Origin of the sequence: Tundrisphaera lichenicola, from assembly GCF_051175385.1 — a bacterium.
Lineage (GTDB): Bacteria > Planctomycetota > Planctomycetia > Isosphaerales > Isosphaeraceae > Tundrisphaera > Tundrisphaera lichenicola.
The window spans coordinates 5,865,063-5,886,556 of sequence record NZ_CP195106.1 but is presented as its reverse complement, the minus strand read 5'-3'; the positions used below and the strand labels follow the sequence as shown (position 1 = coordinate 5,886,556).

Sequence of the window (21,494 nt, the reverse complement as noted above, 5' to 3'; positions counted from 1 at the left end):
GGCATTTTCTGACGAGCTTACTCGCTTACTCGTTCACTTACCAGCGGAGCGGCGCTTGCCAGGCGTCCTTCAGGCCGGATACCGGTACATCGATCAGGGTTGACGAGCCATCACGGATGGTCAGCCGTGGATCATCGATCACGATCCCGACCTGGTGGATCGCCCGGCCATCGAACAGGATGAGGACCTCATCCAGGGCTTCGGGCCGAACCTCCAGGAGGAATCGGGTCGGTGACTCGGAGAACAGCAAGGAGATCGGTGCCAGATCGCCCGAGGGGCAGGGGATCTCGGCTATCTTGGCCTCGACCCCCAGGCCGCCAGCGATCGCCATCTCGGCCAGCGCGACGGCCAATCCGCCTTCGCTGAGGTCGTGGCACGATCGGACCAGCCCTCGATTGATGGCCTCGTGGACCGCGCGGAAGGTCGGGCGGGCGGCGGACTTGTCGACCCTGGGGACCTGGCCCCCTTCGAGGCCCCGTACCATCGCCCAGTGCGAGCCTCCCAACTCGTCACGGGTGGTACCGATCAGGAGCAGGACGTTGCCCGCTTCCTTCAGATCCATCGTCACGCACTTCCGGACGTCCGGGACCTGTCCCATCGCGCTGATGAGCAGGGTGGGCGGGATGGCCAGGCTCTTACCTTCGTGCGTGTACTCGTTGTAGAGGCTGTCCTTGCCGGAGATGAAGGGCGTGCCGTAGGCGAGCGCCACATCCCGGCACCCCCTGGCGGCCATCACCAGCGAGCCGAGGGTCTCGGGTCGCTCGGTGTTCCCCCAGCAGAAGTTGTCGAGGATCGCGATCCGGTCGGGGTCGGCCCCCACCGCGACGCAGTTCCGGACGGCCTCGTCGATCACGCAGCCGGCCATCGCCTCGGGGTCGATCAGGCCGAACCTCGGATTGATCCCGCAGGAGATGGCCAGCCCTCGGGTCGAGCCGACCACCGGCAGGACGACCGAGGCATCCCCAGGCCCATCGTCGAGGACCCCGACCAGCGGCTTGATGACCGTCCGGGCCTGGACTTCATGGTCGTACTGTCGGACGATCCATTCCTTGCTGCAAACATCCCAGGTGCCCAGGATTTCGAGCAGGTCGGCCGTATAGTCGGTCTCGGAGGGGAGGTCGATCGGCCTGGGATCGATCGGGGTGTAGGAGGCCTGGCGGACGACGGCGGGGCGACCCTCGTGGAGGAAGTCCATCGAGAGGTCGCCGACCACCTCGCCCTGATATTTGAGCGTCAGGCGTCCGGTGTCGACGAACCGGCCGAGGTCGGTCGCCTCGACCCCTTCGGATTCGCAGAGATCCCGGAGCGCCGGCCAGTGCTCGGGCGGGACGGCCAGGACCATCCTCTCCTGGGCCTCCGAGATCCAGATCTCGGTGTAGGAGAGCCCTTCGTACTTGAGCGGGGCTCGGTCGAGTTCGACCTCGGCCCCGACTTCCGCCCCCATCTCGCCGACGGCCGAGCTGAAGCCTCCGGCCCCGCAGTCGGTGATCGAGCGGAAGAGGCCGCGATCGCGGGCCTGGAGGACCACGTCGAGGACCATCTTCTCGGTGATCGCGTTGCCGATCTGGACCGCCCCCCCGGAGATCGATTCGCTCTCGCCGGTCAGCTCGACCGAGCTGAAAGTGGCCCCGTGGATCCCGTCCCGTCCCGTCCGTCCGCCGACAGCCACGATTCGGTCGCCGGGCTCGACCGACTTGGTTGACATCCCCCGGGGGATCAGGCCCACGGTCCCGCAGAAGACCAGGGGGTTCGCCAGATAGGCCGGGTGGCCCACCAGGGCCCCGTTGACGGTGGGGATCCCCATCCGATTCCCGTAGTCGCGGACCCCGGCGACGACCCCTTTCAGGATCCGCCGAGGGTGCAGGACTCCGGCCGGCAGGCCTTCGACCGGAGTGTCGGGCGGGGCGACGCAGAAGACGTCGGTATTGCAGATCGGCTTGGCGCCGAGGCCGGTCCCCATGGGGTCGCGGATCACTCCGCCCAGCCCGGTGTTGGCTCCTCCATAGGGGTCGATCGCGGAGGGGTGGTTGTGGGTCTCGACCTTGAAGCAGACGTCGAAATCGTCGTCGAACCGGACGACACCGGCGTTGTCGGCGAAGACGCTGACCAGCCAGTCGGCGGCCATCTCCTGAGTCGCGCCGAAGATCGTTCGCTTGAGGAGGTTGTCGATGACCTCCCCCTCGAACTCGATCCGCCCCCGGAGGGTCTTGTGCGAGCAGTGCTCGCTCCAGGTCTGGGCCAGGGTTTCCAACTCGGCGTCGGTCGGCTCGCGGCCGAGAGCGGCGAAATGGCTCTCGACCGCCCGGAACTCCGCCAGGCTGAAGTGGAGCTGCCCTTTCCGGCTGATGTCCAGGAGTTCCGCGTCGGGCTTGCCGAGGATCGGCACCTCGACCCGGGCGAATCGGTACGAGGTCCCCTGGCCGAGCTTGTCGAACGGCAGGGGGCCGACGACGGCCTGCTCCACCGCGTCGTTGGCCAGGACCCGGCCGATCAGCCGGGGGAGGGACTCGCCGGGTCCCTCGACCCGATAGGTCCGGATGGTCCGGACATTGTCGACGGCCAGCCCGAGGTCGCGCAGGAGTGCCAGGGCGCTCTCGGCCTCGGGGTCGGTCACGCCCGGCTTGGGCAGGACGTGGATCAGCGTGCCCGCTCCCACCGACCCGCCCGACTCGGAGGCCAGGCGGATCGAGAACGACTCGACGACCGGGTCGACCAGGACGGATCGGGCCGCTTGCTCGACGGCGGAGCGGTCGACGGCCCCTTCGATCAGGAAGCCGCGGCTGGCCGAGACGTTCCAGGGGCCGGGCAGCCCGAGTTCGGTGGCGTCGGCGGCGACCCGGCGACCCGCGAGGTCAACTTGCCCCGGGGCCGGGTCGATTTGGAGATGCCAGAGCATGAGGGCAGGGCTCGTCAAGGGGTCTCAAAGTGGGACGGGCCGCCCGCGTCGGCCACCCCCGTCCCTGGGTCGGCATCCGTCTCGCATCGCGGGTTGTATCGCCGACCGGCAGGGCAGGTAGGATGGTTCGATGCGATCATAAGATCGAAGGAATTATTATGTAGAATCTCGGTGCGGATTTCAAACAGGAACCGGCCGACGAAACCGTCAGGAGTCGGGATCGGCATGATCGAACCGACTCCGATGACCCCGGGCCTGCTCCCACCAGGCCCGGAGCCTCGCTTCGTCCCCCGATTCGAGGGCGTCGCGGAAGTCGGCCAGATGCGACTCGAACTCGTTCAGGGCATTCAGGATCGGTCGGGGGTTCTCAAGGAAGATCGCGGTCCAGATCCCGGCGTCGGCCCCGGCCACCCGGGTCCCGTCGCGATAGGCTCCGGCCGCCATCGGCAGCATTTCGGGGGGGATCGAGGCCGCCAGGGCCGCGGCCACCGCATGCGGGAGGTGGCTGGTCCGGGCCAGCCGATTGTCATGAGTCGCCGGATCGATCTCGAAGAGCCGACAGCCGAGGCCGGTCCAGAAGGCTCGGGCCCGTTCCAGGCGATCGGGCGGAGTCCGATCGGTCGGGGTCAGGACGCACGACCGACCCTCGAACAGATCCGCCCGGGCATGCGCCACGCCTTGCCGCTCCGATCCGGCGATCGGGTGAGCCCCCACGAAAGCGGCCCGTCCTCGCGCGTTGGCCTCGACCCCCTCGACGATCCGGGCCTTGGTGCTCCCCGCGTCGGTGACGAGGATCGATTCAGGGCCGAATCGGGCGGCTTCCAGGGCATCCTCGACCAGTCGAGTGACCGGGGTGCAGATGACCGCAACCTCGGCGTGGGCAACCCCTTCGGCCATGTCGGTCGAGTAGTCGTCGATCGCCCCGAGCCGTCGGGCCTCCTCCAGCCTGGAACGGTCCCGGCCGATCCCGATGACTCGTGCAGCCCGACTCTTCGAGCGCAAGGCAAGCCCGATCGATCCGCCGATCAACCCGACTCCCACGATCGCCACGGTTCCCGATTGTTTCAAGACGCTCGCCCCTCGTATGACGTATCGTCGATTCCCTGGAGATAGCAACCGGCGGCCAAAGCAAGCGGGCCAGGTGGGCGGATTCTACCGAAAGATGGCCCGAGTGTCCTGGTGGGATTCGGCCTCATTGGTCCGCAACGGAACGTCCTCCGAGTCGGCACGAGCAAGGCGATGAGCATAATATGAACGGCGATGACGGTGGCCCAATCGAGCCTCGATAGCGGCCCGGTGAGCGAAGCCAGGAGTGCGCAGGAGAAGGTAAAACATGCCATACCCATCGAAACGCGACCCGGAAGAACGGCTAGCTCGGCGGCCAGGACGGCGATCAGCAAGATCAGTCCCGACAATTTGAACCGTGGTCGATGCAAGGCCATCTTGTCGCTCCGACCGATTTCATACCGCGTCCAGATAGGGCTTGAGGGCGATCGCCATCGCGGCGGCGGACTTCCATCGATCCTTGGGCTGCTTCTCCAGGGCCTTGCGGAGGACCTTGTCCAGCCCTTCCGGGAGGTCGGGGCGGTGGGCACGGAGGGGGACGGCGGGGTGCTCCAGGATCATGGTATAGGCGTCGGCCCGATGGGGGTTGAAGTTGTAGAACGGGTACTGGTTGGTGAACAGGAAATAGAGAGTGGCCCCGGCGCTGTAGATGTCGGCGGGTTCTTTGGCCTCTCGGAAGTCGCGGATGTGGTCGGGGGAGATGAACCCCCCGGATCCGCCGATGTCCCCCTGGTGGGTCAGCCCGGCGAATCCGGCGTCGTCGCGGAAGCTCTTGGCCAGGCCGAAGTCGGACAGCTTGACCGTGGGCCGGGCCGTCGGGCCGGTGATCAGGATGTTCGAGGGCTTGATGTCCCGATGGACATAACCCTTCGTGTGGGCATGATCGAGGGCCATCATCAACTGGAAGCCGATCCGCGCGCCCGAGGCGGCCGAGAGGGGTGCCGATAACGACCTGACCCACTCCATGGCATTCTTGCCGACGACATACTCCATCACGAGCTGGAACTGCCCATTCAGCTCGAACATGGTGTAATATTCGACGATGTTGGGATGTCTCAGATTTTTCAGGACGTCAAGCTCTCTCTGGAAGCGGAGCTTCGCCCGGGCGCTGGCCGCGATCGAGGGGACCATCATTTTGATGGCGACCTGCTTGTTGTCGGGCAGGTGGCGGGCGAGATAGACCTCGCCCATGCCTCCGCCGCCGATCTTCTTCTCGATCAGATATTCGGATCCCGTGGTGGGATACTTGCGGCGGAGCGCCACGCAGTCGTCGCAGAGCCAGCTGATCGCGTCCTCATCGGGCAGGGCGCTGATGGCCAGGTCCTCGGGCGCCCGCTTGCCGCACCCCAGGCATTGGATCTTGGGGCCACCCTCCCAAGTGGTCTCCTCGACCCGGATCACGAACGAGCTTTCCCCGGCCGAGATCGTGTCGCCGTCGCGGAGGCGGACCCCGTCGACCCTCAGGCCGTTGACCTTGGTCCCGTTGGTGCTGCCCAGGTCGCGGAGGTAGCAAACCGGGGGATTGAACTCGATCAGGAAGTGATTTCGCGACAGAAATCCGTCTTCGGGCACCGGGAACTGGACCTGCGACGATCGCCCGATCACGAATGTCTCGTGCCGGTCGAAGGTGTATTCCATCCCCGAATGCGGGCCGGCCGTGACCCGAAGAACCACATTCATCCCAGGCTCCGGGTGACTGCGAGACGGAAAGGAGAGATTGACCGCCAAGACGCCAAGGCAAGCGAAAATAAAAAGTGATTATCAGAGTATAATTCGTTGAACTCCGTGTTTCAGGATCGGCACATTGAAATTGATCCAGGGGGCGAGGGGAAGTCGAGTTGTCTTCAGGTACAATAACACTTGTGCCCTGTGGATTGCGATCAGTGTCTCGACCGCCTTCAACTCGAACACGAGCCGCCCTCCGACCGAGAGATCGAGACGCGACTCACCGACTGCGATCTTTTTTTATTCGACGGCGATTGCTTTCTGACGCTCGAAGGAGATCTCTCGAATCCTGACCTCGATAGCCATGGCGTCTTCATCGACGGATTCCAGGAATCTCGGTCCGAGATATCGGTGGACCTCGATGGTGGCCCCGATCACACGATATGCCAGTTCGTCAAGTCGCCGATCCGGTTCGGATCTCGCCGCTTCGTCTCTTTTCGATTCTCCCTCCTTAGCGGACCTGGCGTCTTGGCGGTTCAATTTTTGATTTTCTCCACTGCGATCTCCTTGATCTTCCGGAGATCCAGCTTGCCGGTGCCCAGGGTCGGGATGGCCTCGACCTGGATGAAGTCCTCGGCGGAGGGGACCCAGAGGCGCGGGAGGTTGGCTTCGTTCAGTTTCTTGCAGGCCTCGGCCGGGGAGATCGTCCAGGCGGTGTGGAGCACGACCAGACGCTCACCTCGCTTGGGATCGGGCACCGAGGTCACGGCGATCGAATGCTCGTCGATCGCGGCGGCCTTGATCAGGGCGGCCTCGATCCCCTCGTGCGGGACCATCTCGCCGGCGACCTTGGAGAATCGGCTGAGTCGGCCGGTGATCACCAGGAACCCATCCGGGTCCAGGTGGCCCAGGTCTCCCGAGCAATACCAGCCGTCCTTGAGGACCTTCGCGGTGGCCTCGGGCTGCTTGAAGTAGCCGAGCATGATCTGCGGCCCTTTGACGTGGATCATCCCCTCGGCTCCCCGGGGAAGGTCCTCGCCGGTCTCGGGGTCGGTGGTCTTGATGGCCGTCCCCGGGATCGGCCGGCCGACGGTCCCTCGGCGGTTCCCTTCCACCACGCGGCCCTCGGGAAGTGTCACTTCGAAGGGGACGTTCACCGCCGCCACCGGCGACATCTCGGTCGTCCCGTAACCTTCCAGCGGTTTGACGCCGATCGTGGCCACGATCTCCTCGTAGGTCTCGGGCTTGAGCTTCTCGGCGCCCAGGACCATATGGACGATATGCGAGAACTGAGCGGGCTTCCCGGCCCGGACGTAATGCCTCATGAAGGTCGGCGAGGCGGCGATCAGCGTGATCTTGTGCTTCTCGCAGAGGTTGGCCACGATCTTCGCGTCCAGGGGGCTGGTGTGATAGACCGCCTTCTTGCCCAGCAGGAGGATCGTCCAGATCCCGACCGTCAGCCCGAACGAGTGGAAGAACGGCAGGACTCCCAGCGCCACCACGTTCAGCGGATCGAGGTCGAGCTGCGTCCGGATCTGGTGGACGTTCGAGAGGATGTTCTTGTGGGACAGGACGACCCCCTTGGGCTCGCCGGTCGATCCCGAGGTGAACAGGATCGTCGCGATCGACTCGGGTCGATCTCCCTTGAGTCCGGGCAAAAACGAACCCAATGCCCCCATCGGCACGACCCGCCCCATGACCGCCGCCCAGGCCTTGTCCAGCTTGCCCACCTTCGAGGGCATATCCTCGAGCGCGATCAGAGATCCCTTGGGAGTGAGCTTGACCTTCTCCATGAGCTTGCGGGAAACCACCGAGTGTTGGATCCCGGTCTGATCGGTCGCGGAGTCGATCACCGACTGGCTGGCCGAGTAGTTCAAATTGATCGGGACCTTGCCCAGGAGCAGCAACGCGATGTTGGTGACGGCCCCGGCCGCGCTCGGCGGGATCATCACCCCGACGAACTGCTCGGGTCCGAGTTCGCGACCGAGGGCGCGGCCGAGGGCCAGGGCGCGGATCAGGGTCGAGCCGAAGGTCAGGTTCGCCCCGAGGCTGTCGGCCATCGCGATCTTCGACCAATTTTCGCGAGCGGTCCGGACGAACGCACGCTGGAGCGACAGCCAGTGCGTCGGCAAGGGGGGAAGGGGGACATCCGGAACGGCCGATCCGGCCTTCTCGGCGGTTACCACGCTCATGGCTGATGCTCGCGATCCGACCCCGATGAGGGGGCATGAAGGGGGGGGTGAGGACGACTTCGGGACCCGCCCGGAACTCGATCCCCACTTTACGCCAGCCCTCGTGGTCAAGCAACGTCGAGGGGAGGACGGACCGGCGACGTTGGCCTCCTCCCCTCCCTCTCCCGATTGTCCGGGGAGGGGGAGGAGAAAGGCCTGGGTCCGAATCGGGCCGGATCAGCCGAGCGCCTCGATCCTCGATGCCAGCGGGAACGCCAGATTGACGAACCGCCGGGCCTCGTCGGGGGTCGGTGTCAGGAGATCGCCCTGGACGAGGCGATCGCGGATCATTCGGAGTCGTTCAACAAGATGCGCCTCGGGTCCGACCAGCCACCCCCGATCGACCAGATAACGCGAGGCGTCCTCCGGGCGGAGCGGGGCGGGGGCCCTCCGGTCCCCCAGGTTCGATGCGGCCTTCATCAACGACTGACCGACCACCGACCAGGCCTCGATCATCGCGTCCAGCGGCGACTGCGCGGCCATTCGTTCGATCCGATCCTGCTCCGGGTGCCTGGCGAGGGCTGGCCTTCGATCGCCGATTATCTCCCCTTGAGGTGATGCCACCAGCCCGGTCGAGTCCGCCTCCAGGATGACTCGACCTTGACTGGGGATGGAGCGAGCCAGCGACTCGGCCTGCCGGAGGTCTTCGCGGAACGTCACCTCGACGTCTCGATACTTGACCCGACCGATTCGACCGAGCATCGACTTCACCTCCTCTCGGAACAACAGAGCAAGGCCGAGCGTCGCCGTCGGCCACGCCAGGGCATTGATCATCGAGACGAAATCGTTCAAATTCACCCGTCCCTTCCGGGCGGTTGATCGTTCGATCCGAAACTTGGTCCTCCCCGAAATGATCCTGGGACCGCCGCGAACGATCATGGTGATCATGGCCGGGACCCGCGTGGTCGCACGGTCCTCCTTGATAGAATCGAGGGCTCGGGCTCCGGCTAGTACACTATTGCCGGGCAATCGATGAGGAATGGACCGGCCGCCGAATGCGGAGAAGCTATCGGGGCGGACGACCGGACGCACTCGTGGACGATCAGGACCTAGGATTTCGAGGGCGGGCTCGCCCCGAACGAGCGATACACCAGCCGATTCAAGACCGAGTGACGTCATGACCGAGCCTCCCCTCCGACCGGGCCCCCCCAAGATCATCCCCCGCGTCGTCCTGTTCTCCTTCGGCTCTCTCGGCGATTTGCATCCTTACCTGGCCGTGGCCCTCGGGCTGAAGGCTCGGGGAATCGAGGCGATCATCGCCACCAGCGCGATCTACCGGGAGAAGGTCGAGAAGCTCGGCCTCGGGTTTCGCCCGATCCGCCCGGATGCCCCTCCGCCCGGGGAAATGGCCGAGTTGATGAAGCGGATCATGGATCTCCGGAACGGTCCCGAGCAGGTGATCCGCCGGATGATCATGCCCGCGCTCCGCGAGAGCCTGGAGGATTCGATCGCCGCCGCCGAGGGGGCCGACCTGCTGGTCTCTCACCCGCTGACCTTCTCGGTCCGCCTGGTGGCCGAGACTCGGGGGCTGCTCTGGGCCTCTTCGGTCCTCGCGCCCCTTTCGCTCTACTCCGCCTACGATCCGCCCGTGCTGGCCCCGGCCCCTTATCTGTCCCGACTCCGGAGATTGGGCCCACTCTTCTACAGGCCCGTCTTCGCGGCGCTCAAGCACAGCGTCCGAACCTGGTCCGACCCCTATCATGAGATCCGCGCCGAGTTGGGCCTGCCCCCCGGGGACGACCCGCTTTTCGAGGGGCAGCACGCCCCCGACCTCGTCCTGGTCCTGATGTCCACCCTGCTGGCCCCCCAGCAGCGGGACTGGCCGGCGAACGCCGTCGTCACGGGATTCCCCTTCTTCGACCGCGACGAGCGGCTCGACCCGGAATTAGGCCGATTCCTCGATGATGGCCCGCCGCCGATCGTCTTCACCCTCGGATCGTCGGCGGTGGCCAACCCGGGGAAGTTCTACGAGGTGGGGGCCGAGGCCGCCCGGCGGTTGAAGCGGAGGGCGGTCCTCCTCGTCGGCAACGATGCCCCCGAACTCCGGTCGGCGAAGCTCCCCGAGGGGGTGATTGCCGTCCCCTACGCCTCCTATACTGAGCTTTTCCCCCGAGCCGCCGCGATCGTCCATCAAGGGGGGATCGGCACGACGGCCCAGGCTATGCGATCGGGCAAGCCCGAACTGGTCGTCCCCTTCGCCTTCGACCAGCCCGACAATGCCGATCGAGTCGCCCGGCTCGGGATCGCCCGGACCATCACCAGGACCCGGTTCGAGGCCGACCGAGCCACGTCGGCCCTGGATCGACTCCTTACGGTGCCCGACTACACCCGGAAGGCTGCCGAGGTCGGAGAGATCGTCCGGAGTGACGACGGCATCTCCGGCGCGGCCAACGCCCTCCGCGACATGCTCGGGCCGACGTATCAGAGTCGCGAATAATCGGGATGGAACCCCCGTGTTGACCTGGTAGGATCACGCCACTCGACCAGCCAGGGTCGGCCTTCATCTCAAGGAGGACAACGTGAAGTTGCCACGCCTTTCCATCGGCATGATCATGGCGGGAGTGATCTTGCTTGCGGCCGACTTCATGATCGTCCGGTCGATCCTCTCGCGCCTGGCCGTCTCCCTCAACCTGTACGTCTTCGGGATCTTGCCGATGGCAAATATCCTAGTGGTCGTGGCATTCCTGATCGGCGGAACAGGTAAGAAAAATCCGTTCTGGCTTGGTTTCTCGATGACCGGGCTGGCTTCCGTGCTCACCTCCTACTGGTGGCTGGACCCCTATTGCGACGCCCTGGAGACAGCCATCCTGTCGAGCGGCCTGGGAACCAGATTCCACGCGATCCCGACAATGATCGCCGAATTGATCGTCTTGCCGGGAATCTTCTTGATCCCACAACTGCTGGTCGCGATGGCGGGGGGGTGGCTGGCCCGTTTGCTCCCGGGCCGATCCCTGGTATCGACCAGTTCGGTGCCCCGATCTCGCCGGGTCGCGATGGTATCCATCCTCCTGTTCGTGGTCGTGACGCCAGCGATCGGGATCGAAGGATATTTTCAAAGCCGTGTCGATCCGCTTCATGGACGCTTTGCGCCGGGAACGGAGGCGGTGATCCAGGGCGAGACGCATCCACCCTTCGAGGAAACGCTCAACGATGGGACCAAATTCGCTGTGCCCGAACGGACCAGGGTCAAGGTCGTCCTCGATGGATTTCCGTCCCAGTTTGCGGCCTTCCAGAATCCCGCGAACAATGAATATCAGCACCTGGGCGACGTCCGAATGGTCCAGGTAACGCTGCTCGATGGGGAGCGCGCCGGCCAGTCGGTTTATGTTTGCCGGTACCGCCTTCGCCCGGACTGATCGGAGTGAATCCAACTTTGGCCATCTCCAAGACCAACGCCGCCAGGCTGCTCGACACGATGGGGATCGACTACAAGCTGGTCGAGTACGAGGTCGATCCCGATGACCTGGCCGCCGAGTCGGTCGCGCTCAAGATCGGGATGCCCGCCGAGCAGGTCTTCAAGACGCTCGTGGCTCGGGGGGACCGACACGGCATCTGCCTGGCGGTGATCCCGGGCGATTCCCAGCTCGATCTCAAGGCCCTGGCCCGCGAGACCGGCGACCGCAAGGTCGATACCGTCCCTCTGAAGGAAGTCCAGCCCTTGACCGGCTACATCCGGGGCGGGGTGACGGCCCTCGCCTGCAAGAAAGATTACCCGGTCTATCTGGACGAGACGGCCGAGCTATTCGACGTCATCTCGATCTCCGCCGGCCAGAGGGGGTTGCAGATCCTGATCGACCCCCAGGGCTATCTCCGGGCCGTCGGGGCGAAGCTCGCCGGGATCGCCAAGGATAAGGATTGATCGCTCATCGAGTCGGCTCCTTCCCATCCGGCTCGGAAGTCCGGGCTCGCCTTCGGCAGGTGTCACTGCAATAGACGACGCGATCCCAGTCGCGCTCCCACTTCTTCCGCCAGGAAAACGGGCGGTGGCAACTCGGGCAGATCTTCGACGGCAAATTTGCCTTCGATCGGGCCATGCTCGAACTCCTCAGTCCTTGCTATGATGCCCGGGCCCTTTCATCTCCCAACGCATCTTAGCGAGGACACCATGATTCGACCGTCCCGACTGGCCCCGTTGCTGCTCTCGATCCTCCCGCTCGCCCCGACGTTCGGGGACGAGCCGCCCGCGGTTGCTCACAAGGAAGACGTGATCTACGGGCGGAAGTTCGGGACCGCCCTGACGATGGACGTCTTCACCCCGCATAAGGCCAACGGCGCGGCAGTGGTGTTCATGGTCAGCGGTGGGTTCTTCTCGTCTCACGAGGCCATCAACGAGAAGACGGTCGGCCCGCTCCTGGATCGAGGGTACACGGTCTTCGCCGTGGTCCACGGGAGCCAGCCCAAGTTCACACTCACCGAGATCATCTCCGACGTCAACCGGGCCCTCCGCTACATCCGGTACCACGCCAAGGATTACGGGATCGACCCGGATCGGATCGGCGTGACCGGGGCTTCGGCCGGCGGGCATCTTTCTCTCATCCTCGGGACCAATGGCGATCCTGGCGACCCCAAGGCCAAGGACCCGGTCGACCGCGAATCCAGCCGGGTCCGCGCGGTGGCCTGCTTCTTCCCTCCGACCGACTTCCTCAACTTCGGCGGGGAAGGTAAGGCCATCATCCACCCGACCGACCACCAGCGGCCGTTCCGGGCCGCATTCGATTACCACGTGCTGGACATGGCCAAGAACCTCTGGGTCCCCGTCACCGACGAGGCGAAACTCCGCGAGATCACCCGCCAGGTCTCGCCCGTCTCTCACGTCTCGTCCGACGACGCACCGACCCTGATCTATCACGGCGATGCCGACACCTTGGTGCCGGTCCAGCAATCCGAGTCGATCGTCGAGAAGCTCAAGGCGGCGGGGGTGGATGCCAAGCTCGTGGTCAAGCCGGGAGCCGGGCACGGCTGGGGCGGGATGGACCAGGATCTCGGCAAGTTCGCCGACTGGTTCGACGAGCACATGAAACCCGCCGAGTCGAAATGAGGAGCGAGGCTACCCAGGGGTCAGGTCGCCGAGATCCGTCGACTTCCGGGAATCCTTCGAGCGGATGATGGCCCATCGCTCAATCTGATTCGTAGGACAGATATCCGGGCCTTTCAACGAACGGGAGGTCCGGAGACGGATCGGCGATTTGCAACAGGGAGCACCACGATGACAGGTCCGATCGGATTCGCGACGAGGGCCATCAAGGCCGTCTCGCTGGGGCTGGCGGTCTTGGCGGCCTCGAATGCTCCGGCCTTCGCTCATGGCGGGGGAGGAGGAGGTGGCGGTGGGCACGGCGGCGGCGGAGGTCACGCCGGAGGCGGGGGATATCACGGCGGAGGGGGCCACGTTGGCGGTGGGGGATACCACGGCGGAGGGGGCCACGTTGGCGGTGGGGGATACCACGGCGGCGGAGGTTACCACGGAGGCGGGGGTTATTACGGCGGCGGGTATCGCGGGGGCTTCTACGGTGGGGGTTTCCCGTTCCTGGGAGTCGGAGGTTTCGGCCTCGGACTCGGCGGGTATGGTTACGGCTATAACCGGGGCTACTCGAACGGGTACGGAGGATATGGCGGGAACTCGTATTATTCGAGCGGCTATTCCTCGGCCCCGGTCACCTCGATGGCGCCCTATCCCACGAACCAGACCTACGAGCCGGGCGACGGCTATCGTTACCAGCTCTATTACAACCCGGCCACCGGGGGGTACATCTACTACCCGGTGGTCCGCTGATCGACGAGGGAGAGCCGTCGGGGTGGTGATCCCCCGACGGCTTCGCGATCAGGGCAGCTCCCGGATCCGGATCGCCTCGAAATCGATCGGGGCGCCTTCCGATTCGAGGCAGAGATAGCCTTCACCCGGCTCGCAGTTCGAGCCGCCCGAGACCTCCTCGCCGTTCACCCAGAGCCGGACCTCGCCGTTGATGGCCCGGACGTAATAATGGTTCCACTCGTTGACGCCCTTGCTGAGATTCTTCGACGGGAAGCTGCGCGATCCGTCGGGCGAGAGCGGCGGAAACGGCTTCATTTTCGACGTGCCGACCGGGAAGACGTCGCCGTTGCTGGTGAACCAGTCGGCCTTCTTGCCGGTCTGTTTCTCGAATTTCTCGGTGTAGCCGTGGTCGAGGACCTGGACCTCGATCCCGCCGGTCGGCAGTCGCCCCGGTTGGAGGCCCTCCAGAGCCTTGGGCGGTGCCCACACGAAGAAGCCCGAGTTGCCGCCCGATTCCAGGTGCCGCCATCGAGCGACCAGCTCGAAATTCTTGTAGATCTTCACCGATCGGAGCACGCCGACCGGCTGGCCGGTGCAATGGACGGCGCCGCCCTTCCAGGTCCAGGTTTCCGGGTCGCAGTTGGCCCGGGTGAAGTCCGACTCGCCGATCTCCTTCCAGCCCGGCCCCGTGCCGTCGATGAACGCCCTGGGAGGGGCGGGGGTGGGGGTGTCGTCGGCATCGACCCTCGGCATCGGGCTCGTCGAGAGGCTGAGGATCGCGACCAGGAATCCGAAGCTTAGTGCTAGTCTCATCAGGGGTGGCCTGCCAGTCCGGTAGGGTGAGAAGCGGGTGGATTCGTCAAGGCTCGCCATCCTAATCAGCCCCAGGTCCCGGCGAAACCATCCGGTGGCCGCAACTCGCCCTCCTCCGCCTTGCCATTCCTGGGGCCTGTCGGGGCGGTTTCGATCTCGCATACCGCTTGCGGCCCGACCCGGAGGATGCTAGATTGCAATTGTTAAACAACACCCTCCCCACTCTTCACGCCGGTCTAGAAGCGAGGCCTTCATGCTCCGATTTCTCGGCCCGGGAACGCGCCTCTGCGACGGTCATTCCCGCCGCGAGATCCTCCGAGTCGGCGGTCTGGGCCTGCTGGGTGCCGGGCTCCAGCTTCCCGACCTGGCGAGGGCCTCGGGGACATCGGGAGATTCCTCCTTCGGTCGGGCGAAGTCGTGTATCGTCCTCTTCCTGATGGGCGGGCCTCCTCAGCATTCGACCTGGGACCCCAAGCCCGACGCCCCGGCCGAGGTCCGAGGCGAGTTCGGGCCGATCGACACCAAGGTCCCGGGCCTCTCGATCAGCTCGCTCCTGCCGATGACGGCGCAGGTGGCGGACAAGCTCTGCCTGCTCCGGGCGGTTTCCACGGCCGACAACGCCCACTCGTCGAGCGGCTATTACATGCTGACCGGGCGTCCCCACCAGCCGCAGAACGTCGAGAACGCGAACCCGGGCGCCCCCAACGACATGCCGAGCCTGGGGGCCCTGGCCGGTCGGGTCTCGGGGCCTCGCGGGGTCTTGCCGACCTCGATCACGCTCCCGCATCGGATCTTCAACACCGACGGGAGCGTCTGGCCCGGCCAGGATGCCGGGATGCTCGGTCGGGGGGCCGATCCCTGGCTCCTGAACGCCAAGCTCACCCCCGAAGGGTACAAGATCCAGGAGATCGACCTGCCCGCCGACCTCGACCCGGCGCGGGTCAACCGTCGGATGGGGCTGATCGACGGATTCCGGCGAGGGATCGATGCCCTCGACCTCGATTCTCGCGGGTCGGTCTTCGACGACCAGACCCGGCGGGCCTATAGCCTCCTCCAGTCGCCCGAGTCGCGCAAGGCGTTCCGGGTCGAGGACGAACCCCAGGCCGCGCTCGACCGATACGGGGCTTCCCCCTTCGGTCGGAGCGTCCTCCTGGCCCGTCGCCTGGTCGAGGCGGGGGTCCGCCTGGTCCAGGTCAACTGGTATCGAGGGGCCGACGAGCCGGGGGAAAACCCCTGCTGGGATAGCCACGTCCGCGAGGCGTCCCGACTCAAGGATGTCCTGGTCCCGCCGACGGACCGGGCCTTCTCGGCCCTGATCGAGGATCTCGACCGTCGAGGGACCCTGGACGAGACCCTGGTCGTCTGCATGTCGGAGTTCGGCCGGACCCCTCGGATCGAGGCCGGCGGTGGCCGGGGTCACTGGGGCTCGGTCTTCTCGATCGCGATGGCCGGCGGAGGGATCAAGGGGGGGCAGGTTTTCGGCTCCTCCGACAAGATCGGGGGCCAGCCTCGCGAGAACCGGGTCCGCCCCGAGGATCTCTCCGCCACGATCTTCCATTGCCTGGGCCACACGCCCGACACCGAATATCTCGACCGATTCGGACGACCCTTCCCCGTCAGCCGGGGTGAGGTCCTGCACGCCATCCTCTGAGCCGATCGGGCCAACGGTCAATCGCGGGGCAACGACTGGATCTGGGAGGATCGACGGGCCTTCTCGAAGAATTCGACGATCGGGCGGGGGTCGGGCAGGCCGTGAGGATGGTGGTCGAGCCCAGGCTTGACGATCCGCTCGACCGGGCCCCCGAGGGCTCGATAGCGGTCGTAGATCAGTTCCGAGTTTTCCCGATGCGGGACGACTCGGTCGGCGTCGCCGTAGACCAACAGGATCGGGATTCTGGCCCTGGCCAGTGGTTCCAGGTTGTCGACCGGATTCTTGGGGTAGGCGATCGCGTGGGCGTCGTCGGGAAAGTCGAACGCCTTCAACAGTTTGGCCCACTCCTCGGGCGATCCCAGGCCGGTGCCCAGCCCCTTGGGACGACCGCCGGGCCAGCTCTTGAAGTCGCAGACGCCATTATCGAGGTAGACCGCCAGGGTCCGGTCGGGGTGGGTCGCCGCCCAGCTCATGCAGTAGAGGGCCCCCCGGCTCAATCCGATCAGGGCCGGTTTCGGGCTCAGGCCGTGATCCTTGACGAGGACCTCGTAGAATCGCTCCCAGCGAGCCATCGCCCGAGGCGAGCCGAACTCGTCGGGGATGGCGATGAAGGCCAGGTGCCAGCCCGCCTCCAGCAGCGCGAGGTCGGCGTTGGGGAACGCCCCGAAAAACTCGCCGCGCCAGGCCCATGGTCGGCCGGGCAGGGGGGTCTTCGGCTCGACCACGATCGCGGCGGAGTCCTCAACCTTGAAATCGTGCCGGACGAATCCTTCCCAGCGTCCCACCACGCCAGGGAAGGGTCGGGGCTCCTCGGACCGGGCCGTCCCGCCCATGGCGAGGAACAATCCGGCGATCAACCACCTGTTTTTCATCAGATCAGATCCCTGCTCGTTGACGGGAAAGCCCTGGGCTTCTCGACCATCCTAAACGGGCGGAGGCCGCGATGCGCCAGGCCTTCCCCCCAGGGTGCCTACTTGGGTGGAGTAGGTCTCTTCATAAATGTGAGTTCGGGGCGGTTCCCCCTTACTCCCGACCGCTCAGTGTATTGATAATGGGGTCGCTCCGTCGGATCAGGGCCGTCGTTGTGATGACATCTCCGATTCGAGATGCGGGCGGCCCTCGGCGGATCTCCGCCCCATTCAGGAAACCTTGACCGATGAAGAAACTCATCCAGACCCTGGCGGCCAGCTTCATGGCCCTGGCCATCGTCGTGGTCGCCGCCAACGCCGACGAACTGCTCGGTGTCCTGATCAAGGTCGACGCCGACGCCAAGAAAGTGACCGTCGTCGAGAAGGAGACCGACAAGGAGGTCGAAGTCACCATCAACGACGAGACCGAGTACGTCACCAAGAAGGGTGCCAACAAGTTCGACTTCGAGAAGGTGGGCAAGCAAGTCGAGAAGGCCAAGGAGAAGGGACGCAAGGGGGTCAACGTGACCGTCACCCACGAGAAGGGCGTTGCCTCCAAGATCGAACCGGCTTACAAGAAGAAGTCCGACAACTGATGGAATCGCTGGCCGTCCGATCTCGGTGACGATCGCCACCACCCCGACCCTCTCCGGGAGGTGGGCGATCCACAAAGAGTCGGAGGCCCGAGGCTCCTGGTGTCGCGCCTTGGAACGGGAATGCCCCAGGTCCGCCCTAATATTGGGCGAGATATGAGGGGCCTGCCGGGGAAATGGGCGAATCGAGCGAGAGGTCGAATCGGTGGGCTGGCAATAAACCCTGATCAGGCCAGGGCTAGCGTCCGATCTTCGAAGTGGTGCGAGTTTTGCATTTCCATGTTAAGTTATCCAGCGGCATACATCGGATCTTGGGTGCCGCCCGAAGGGCGAGCGATGGGGGCGATCCGACTCCACTGACGGGGCCTTCATTTTGTCGACGTATTCCGAGTCCGAAGCCGGGCTATTCGACGACTATACCCTGACCGGCTATGACGAGATGTTCGCCGGGCCAGGGCGTCCGCGTCCTCATTACGCGGCGTTATATCATCGGCTAACGCAACTCCAGGGCGAGGAGCTCGAGCATCGCCACCGGGCGGCCGACCTGATGATGCGGCACCAGGGGATCACCTTCACCGTCTACGGGCGCGATCAGGGGGTCGAGCGGATCATCCCCTTCGATCCGATCCCTCGGATGGTGGCCGCCGAGGAGTGGACCCGGATCGAACGCGGGCTCAAGCAACGGGTCCGGGCCCTCAACCTCTTCATCCACGACGTCTACCACGATCGGGCGATCTTCCGCGACAAGGTGATCTCGGCCGACATGGTCCTGGGCGCCTCGGGCTACCGTCGCGAATGTGTCGGCCTTCACGTCCCCAAGGATATCTATATCCATATCTCGGGGATCGACCTGATCCGCGACGCCGCCGGGGAGTACCTGGTCCTGGAGGACAACGGCCGGACCCCCTCCGGGGTCAGTTATGTCCTGAAGAACCGGCAGGTGATGAAGCAGGCCTTCCCCTCCCTCTTCGAGCAATACAACGTCCGAGCGGTCGATGATTACGCCTCGAATCTCCTGTCGATGCTCCGCCACATCGCCCCGCAGGGCTCGGACGACCCGACCGTGGTCGTCCTGACGCCGGGGGTCTACAACTCGGCCTACTACGAGCACAGCTTCCTGGCCCGTCAGATGGGCGTCGAGCTGGTCGAGGGGCGTGACCTGTTCTTCGACGGCGGCCAGATCTTCATGAGGACCACCAAGGGTCCGACCCGGGTCGACGTGATCTATCGGAGGGTCGACGACGACTTCCTCGACCCGCTCACCTTCCGGCGCGATAGCCAGCTGGGCGTGGCGGGCCTGATCGCGGCTTACCGATCGGGGCAGATCGGCCTGGCGAATGCGCTCGGCACGGGGGTCGCAGACGACAAGGGGATCTATCCGTTCGTCCCCCAGATCATCAAGTACTATCTGAACGAAGATCCCATCCTGGCCAATGTCGAGACGTTCCGGGCCTCGATCCCGGCCCAGAAGCAGCACATCCTGGCCAACCTCGACAAGCTGGTCGTGAAGACGGTCGACGGCTCGGGCGGCTACGGGATGCTGATTGGCCCGGCCTCCACGGCCGAGCAGCGCGACGAATTCGCCCGCAAGATCCAGGATAACCCTCGGGGTTACATTGCCCAGCCGACGATCTCGCTGAGCCAGCATCCGACCTTCGTCGACGGCCGGCTCCAGGGCCGGCACGTCGACCTCCGCCCGTTCATCCTCTACGGCGAGGAGATCAAGGTCCTGGCCGGCGGACTGACCCGGGTGGCCTTGCCTCAGGGAAGCCTGGTCGTCAACAGTTCGCAAGGGGGCGGGACCAAGGATACCTGGGTCCTCCGAGGGGCTCCTCCGATGCCCAGTCCGGCGACGACGGGGTCGCTCGGGGAGGACGACTGAGATGCTCAGCCGGGTTGCCGAGAATCTTTACTGGATCAGCCGATATGTCGAACGGGCCGAGAACGTCGCCCGACTCCTCGACGTGGGCTTTCACCTCGAACTGGACGCCTCGGGCCTGGCGGGGGACGTCTCCGGGCAGGCTCCGATCGAGAGCGTCCTGACGATCCTCGATTGTCGCGAGGCCTTCGAGAAGACCCATGGCCGCGAGGTCAAGGATCGTGAGGCACTCCTCCGATTCCTGACCTTCGAACGCCAGAACAGCCACTCCATCATGGCGATGCTCGCGCGGGCCCGTGAGAATGCCCGGGGGACCCAGGAGACCCTCAGCGGCGAGGTCTGGAGCCACGTCAACAAGCTCTATCTCTACGTGGGGAGCCCCCGAGCCCAGCGGAGATTCAAGGCCAGCCCCTCGCGCTTCTTCGACGGGATCAAGCGATCCTGCATCCTCTTCGACGGCCTGGTCGATGGCACGCTCCCCCGGACCGAGGTCTTCCACTTCCTCCAGATCGGCCGCTATCTGGAGCGGGTGAACCAGATCAGCCGGATCCTCAACGTCAAGCTCCACGGGCTCACGGAAGGGGGGCCGGTCGAGGAGCCGATGAGGATCGTCCACTGGGCGAGCCTCCTCCGAAGCTGCTCGGCCTACGAGGCCTATCTCCGCGAGCATCACGACCGGGTCGATCCCGAAGGGGTCGTCCGCTATCTGGTCCTCGACGCCGATTTCCCCCGGGCCATGCGGTTCTGCGTGGCCCGCTGTTGCGATTCGCTCCGGGAGATCGCCGGGGGGGATGAGGACGAGTATCGCTCCGAGGCCGAGCGGCAACTGGGCCGGCTCGACAGCGAGCTTCGTTATATCGACGTCGAAGAGATCTTCAGCAAGGGCCTGAGCAACTTCCTGAACGGCGTGCAGAACGCCTGCAACCGGATCGGTCAGGAGATCCACCAGGCCTATTTCCTCAACTGATCTGACCTGAGCGAATCCGCCCAGTCAGTCTAGTCGGTCGTCCTATCATCCCCCGACGCGAGGCGCGTTCATGCTCCTGCGGATCAGCCACGAGACCAAGCTCACTTACACTGCCCCCGTCTCCGAGACGATCTTCGAGGTCCGGATGGCTCCGCCGACCGACGAGGATCAGACCAACCTGGGCTACCGGCTCCGGACGACCCCGCAGTCTCCCGTGACCTCCTATCGCGACGGCATGGGCAATCGTGTCGACCTCTTCAACGTGACCAAGCCTTACAACGAGCTGGTCATCCTGGCCACCAGCTACATACGGACCCACCGCCGCCCCGGGATTGCCCGGCTGGATCAAGCCGGTCGGCTCGGCGAGAATCCGGCGGCGATCGACTCGCTCGAACTCCTCGGGCCGAGCCCACTCGTCGATCAATCCGAAGAGCTCGACTCCTTCGTCGAGACGCTCCCCCGGCCCACCGAGGCAAGCTCGATGGTGGGCTTTGTCCAGGGCATCATGGACGCGGTGGGGGAGCGGCTCAAATTCGAACCGAAGGTCACCAAGGCGCGGACTCCGGTCAGCGAGGCCCTGTCGCTCGGCCGAGGGGTCTGCCAGGACTTTGCCCATCTCTGCATCGCCGCTTGCCGGGGCCTGGGCCTGCCCGCCCGCTACGTCAGCGGTTACATCAACCACCCCGGAGAGCTGGCCACCCACGCCTGGTGCCAGGTCTGGGCGGGAGAACGAGCCGGCTGGATCGACATCGACCCGACCACCCGACAGTTCGTCGGCGACGACCATGTCACGGTCGCCTTCGGCCGCGATTACTCGGACGTTCCCCCCAACAAGGGACTCTGGAAAGGACGGGCCGAGGAGACCATCGCCGTCACGGTCAAGGTCGAGCCGATCGACCGAGTGCCGATGGAGTGGAACGAGTGGTCGATCCCCAACAGCCGACCCGGACTGTTCCAATCGCAGAGGATGGGTGGGATGACCCAGCGACAGTCGAGGGCGGCCTATCCCAACCAGCGTAGCCACCACTCCGGCCTCAACCAGCAGCAAGGGGAACAGCAGTAGGCCGCTTAAGCCGG

General features: G+C 65.2%; 18 protein-coding genes and 1 pseudogene. 10 read left to right on the top strand and 9 right to left on the bottom strand.

The genetic code is table 11. The annotated features are described in order from the left end of the window. Window positions 1-37 precede the first annotated feature (37 nt). From purL to P12x_RS23095, 6 genes and pseudogenes are all read right to left on the bottom strand, one after another. Complete coding sequence (gene purL / locus P12x_RS23120; RefSeq protein WP_435007292.1) at window positions 38-2,896, bottom strand: phosphoribosylformylglycinamidine synthase subunit PurL; 2,859 nt, start codon at window positions 2,894-2,896, stop codon at window positions 38-40. A gap of 207 nt (window positions 2,897-3,103) precedes the next feature. Beyond that, window positions 3,104-3,964, bottom strand: coding sequence for a prephenate dehydrogenase (locus P12x_RS23115; RefSeq protein ID WP_435007291.1), 861 nt, complete (start codon window positions 3,962-3,964; stop codon window positions 3,104-3,106). A gap of 393 nt (window positions 3,965-4,357) precedes the next feature. Further along, window positions 4,358-5,641 carry a protein kinase domain-containing protein gene (locus P12x_RS23110; RefSeq protein WP_435007289.1) on the bottom strand — a complete coding sequence of 428 codons (1,284 nt, stop codon included), beginning with the start codon at window positions 5,639-5,641 and terminating at the stop codon, window positions 4,358-4,360. A gap of 81 nt (window positions 5,642-5,722) precedes the next feature. Further along, window positions 5,723-6,166, bottom strand: a pseudogene (locus P12x_RS23105) (GxxExxY protein). Continuing rightward, a complete protein-coding gene (locus P12x_RS23100; protein ID WP_435007287.1) occupies window positions 6,163-7,818 on the bottom strand; it encodes an AMP-binding protein in 1,656 nt (551 codons plus the stop codon). The pseudogene P12x_RS23105 and the gene P12x_RS23100 overlap by 4 nt, the downstream one beginning before the upstream one ends. Window positions 7,819-8,034: 216 nt before the next feature. Then, window positions 8,035-8,655, bottom strand: a complete 621-nt coding sequence (locus tag P12x_RS23095; RefSeq protein ID WP_435007286.1) for a hypothetical protein — start codon at window positions 8,653-8,655, stop codon at window positions 8,035-8,037. Window positions 8,656-8,974: 319 nt separating this feature from the next. On the opposite strand from P12x_RS23095, the gene P12x_RS23090 reads away from it, so the two are divergent. The 3 genes from P12x_RS23090 (at window position 8,975) to ybaK (ending at window position 11,716) form a co-directional block, all read left to right on the top strand. Continuing rightward, window positions 8,975-10,294 carry a glycosyltransferase gene (locus P12x_RS23090; RefSeq protein ID WP_435007285.1) on the top strand — a complete coding sequence of 440 codons (1,320 nt, stop codon included), beginning with the start codon at window positions 8,975-8,977 and terminating at the stop codon, window positions 10,292-10,294. Window positions 10,295-10,376: 82 nt separating this feature from the next. Further along, window positions 10,377-11,213 (top strand): hypothetical protein, encoded by an 837-nt coding sequence (locus P12x_RS23085; protein ID WP_435007283.1) that lies wholly within the window; start codon window positions 10,377-10,379, stop codon window positions 11,211-11,213. A gap of 17 nt (window positions 11,214-11,230) precedes the next feature. Further along, window positions 11,231-11,716 carry a Cys-tRNA(Pro) deacylase gene (gene ybaK / locus P12x_RS23080; protein ID WP_435007282.1) on the top strand — a complete coding sequence of 162 codons (486 nt, stop codon included), beginning with the start codon at window positions 11,231-11,233 and terminating at the stop codon, window positions 11,714-11,716. Between the two features lie 4 nt (window positions 11,717-11,720). Here ybaK and P12x_RS23075 read toward each other — a convergent pair whose 3' ends face one another. Further along, window positions 11,721-11,891, bottom strand: coding sequence for a DUF2256 domain-containing protein (locus P12x_RS23075; RefSeq protein ID WP_435007281.1), 171 nt, complete (start codon window positions 11,889-11,891; stop codon window positions 11,721-11,723). A 71-nt stretch (window positions 11,892-11,962) separates the two neighbouring features. On the opposite strand from P12x_RS23075, the gene P12x_RS23070 reads away from it, so the two are divergent. Together P12x_RS23070 and P12x_RS23065 are read left to right on the top strand one after the other, a co-directional pair. After that, the gene (locus tag P12x_RS23070; RefSeq protein ID WP_435007279.1) at window positions 11,963-12,895 is read left to right on the top strand and encodes a prolyl oligopeptidase family serine peptidase; all 933 of its coding nucleotides are present in this window, start codon (window positions 11,963-11,965) and stop codon (window positions 12,893-12,895) included. A gap of 168 nt (window positions 12,896-13,063) precedes the next feature. After that, window positions 13,064-13,627, top strand: coding sequence for a hypothetical protein (locus P12x_RS23065; protein ID WP_435007277.1), 564 nt, complete (start codon window positions 13,064-13,066; stop codon window positions 13,625-13,627). Window positions 13,628-13,675: 48 nt separating this feature from the next. On the opposite strand, the gene P12x_RS23060 is transcribed toward P12x_RS23065, so the two are convergent. Beyond that, the gene (locus P12x_RS23060) at window positions 13,676-14,359 is read right to left on the bottom strand and encodes a 3-keto-disaccharide hydrolase (protein ID WP_435011713.1); all 684 of its coding nucleotides are present in this window, start codon (window positions 14,357-14,359) and stop codon (window positions 13,676-13,678) included. Between the two features lie 313 nt (window positions 14,360-14,672). On the opposite strand from P12x_RS23060, the gene P12x_RS23055 reads away from it, so the two are divergent. Continuing rightward, window positions 14,673-16,070, top strand: a complete 1,398-nt coding sequence (locus tag P12x_RS23055; RefSeq protein ID WP_435007276.1) for a DUF1501 domain-containing protein — start codon at window positions 14,673-14,675, stop codon at window positions 16,068-16,070. A gap of 17 nt (window positions 16,071-16,087) precedes the next feature. Here the strand turns inward: P12x_RS23055 and P12x_RS23050 are convergent, their stop codons facing one another. Beyond that, complete coding sequence (locus P12x_RS23050; RefSeq protein WP_435007275.1) at window positions 16,088-16,942, bottom strand: alpha/beta hydrolase family protein; 855 nt, start codon at window positions 16,940-16,942, stop codon at window positions 16,088-16,090. 284 nt (window positions 16,943-17,226) lie between these two features. Between P12x_RS23050 and P12x_RS23045 the strand changes: the two genes are divergently transcribed. The 4 genes from P12x_RS23045 to P12x_RS23030 all read left to right on the top strand — a co-directional run bounded on the left by P12x_RS23045 (window position 17,227) and on the right by P12x_RS23030 (window position 21,480). Beyond that, window positions 17,227-17,574, top strand: coding sequence for a hypothetical protein (locus P12x_RS23045; protein ID WP_435007273.1), 348 nt, complete (start codon window positions 17,227-17,229; stop codon window positions 17,572-17,574). A 436-nt stretch (window positions 17,575-18,010) separates the two neighbouring features. Next, window positions 18,011-19,453 (top strand): circularly permuted type 2 ATP-grasp protein, encoded by a 1,443-nt coding sequence (locus P12x_RS23040; RefSeq protein WP_435011712.1) that lies wholly within the window; start codon window positions 18,011-18,013, stop codon window positions 19,451-19,453. Between the two features lies 1 nt (window position 19,454). Continuing rightward, a complete protein-coding gene (locus P12x_RS23035; RefSeq protein WP_435007271.1) occupies window positions 19,455-20,417 on the top strand; it encodes an alpha-E domain-containing protein in 963 nt (320 codons plus the stop codon). 70 nt (window positions 20,418-20,487) lie between these two features. After that, window positions 20,488-21,480, top strand: coding sequence for a transglutaminase family protein (locus P12x_RS23030; RefSeq protein WP_435007270.1), 993 nt, complete (start codon window positions 20,488-20,490; stop codon window positions 21,478-21,480). The last annotated feature ends 14 nt before the right edge of the window (window positions 21,481-21,494 follow it).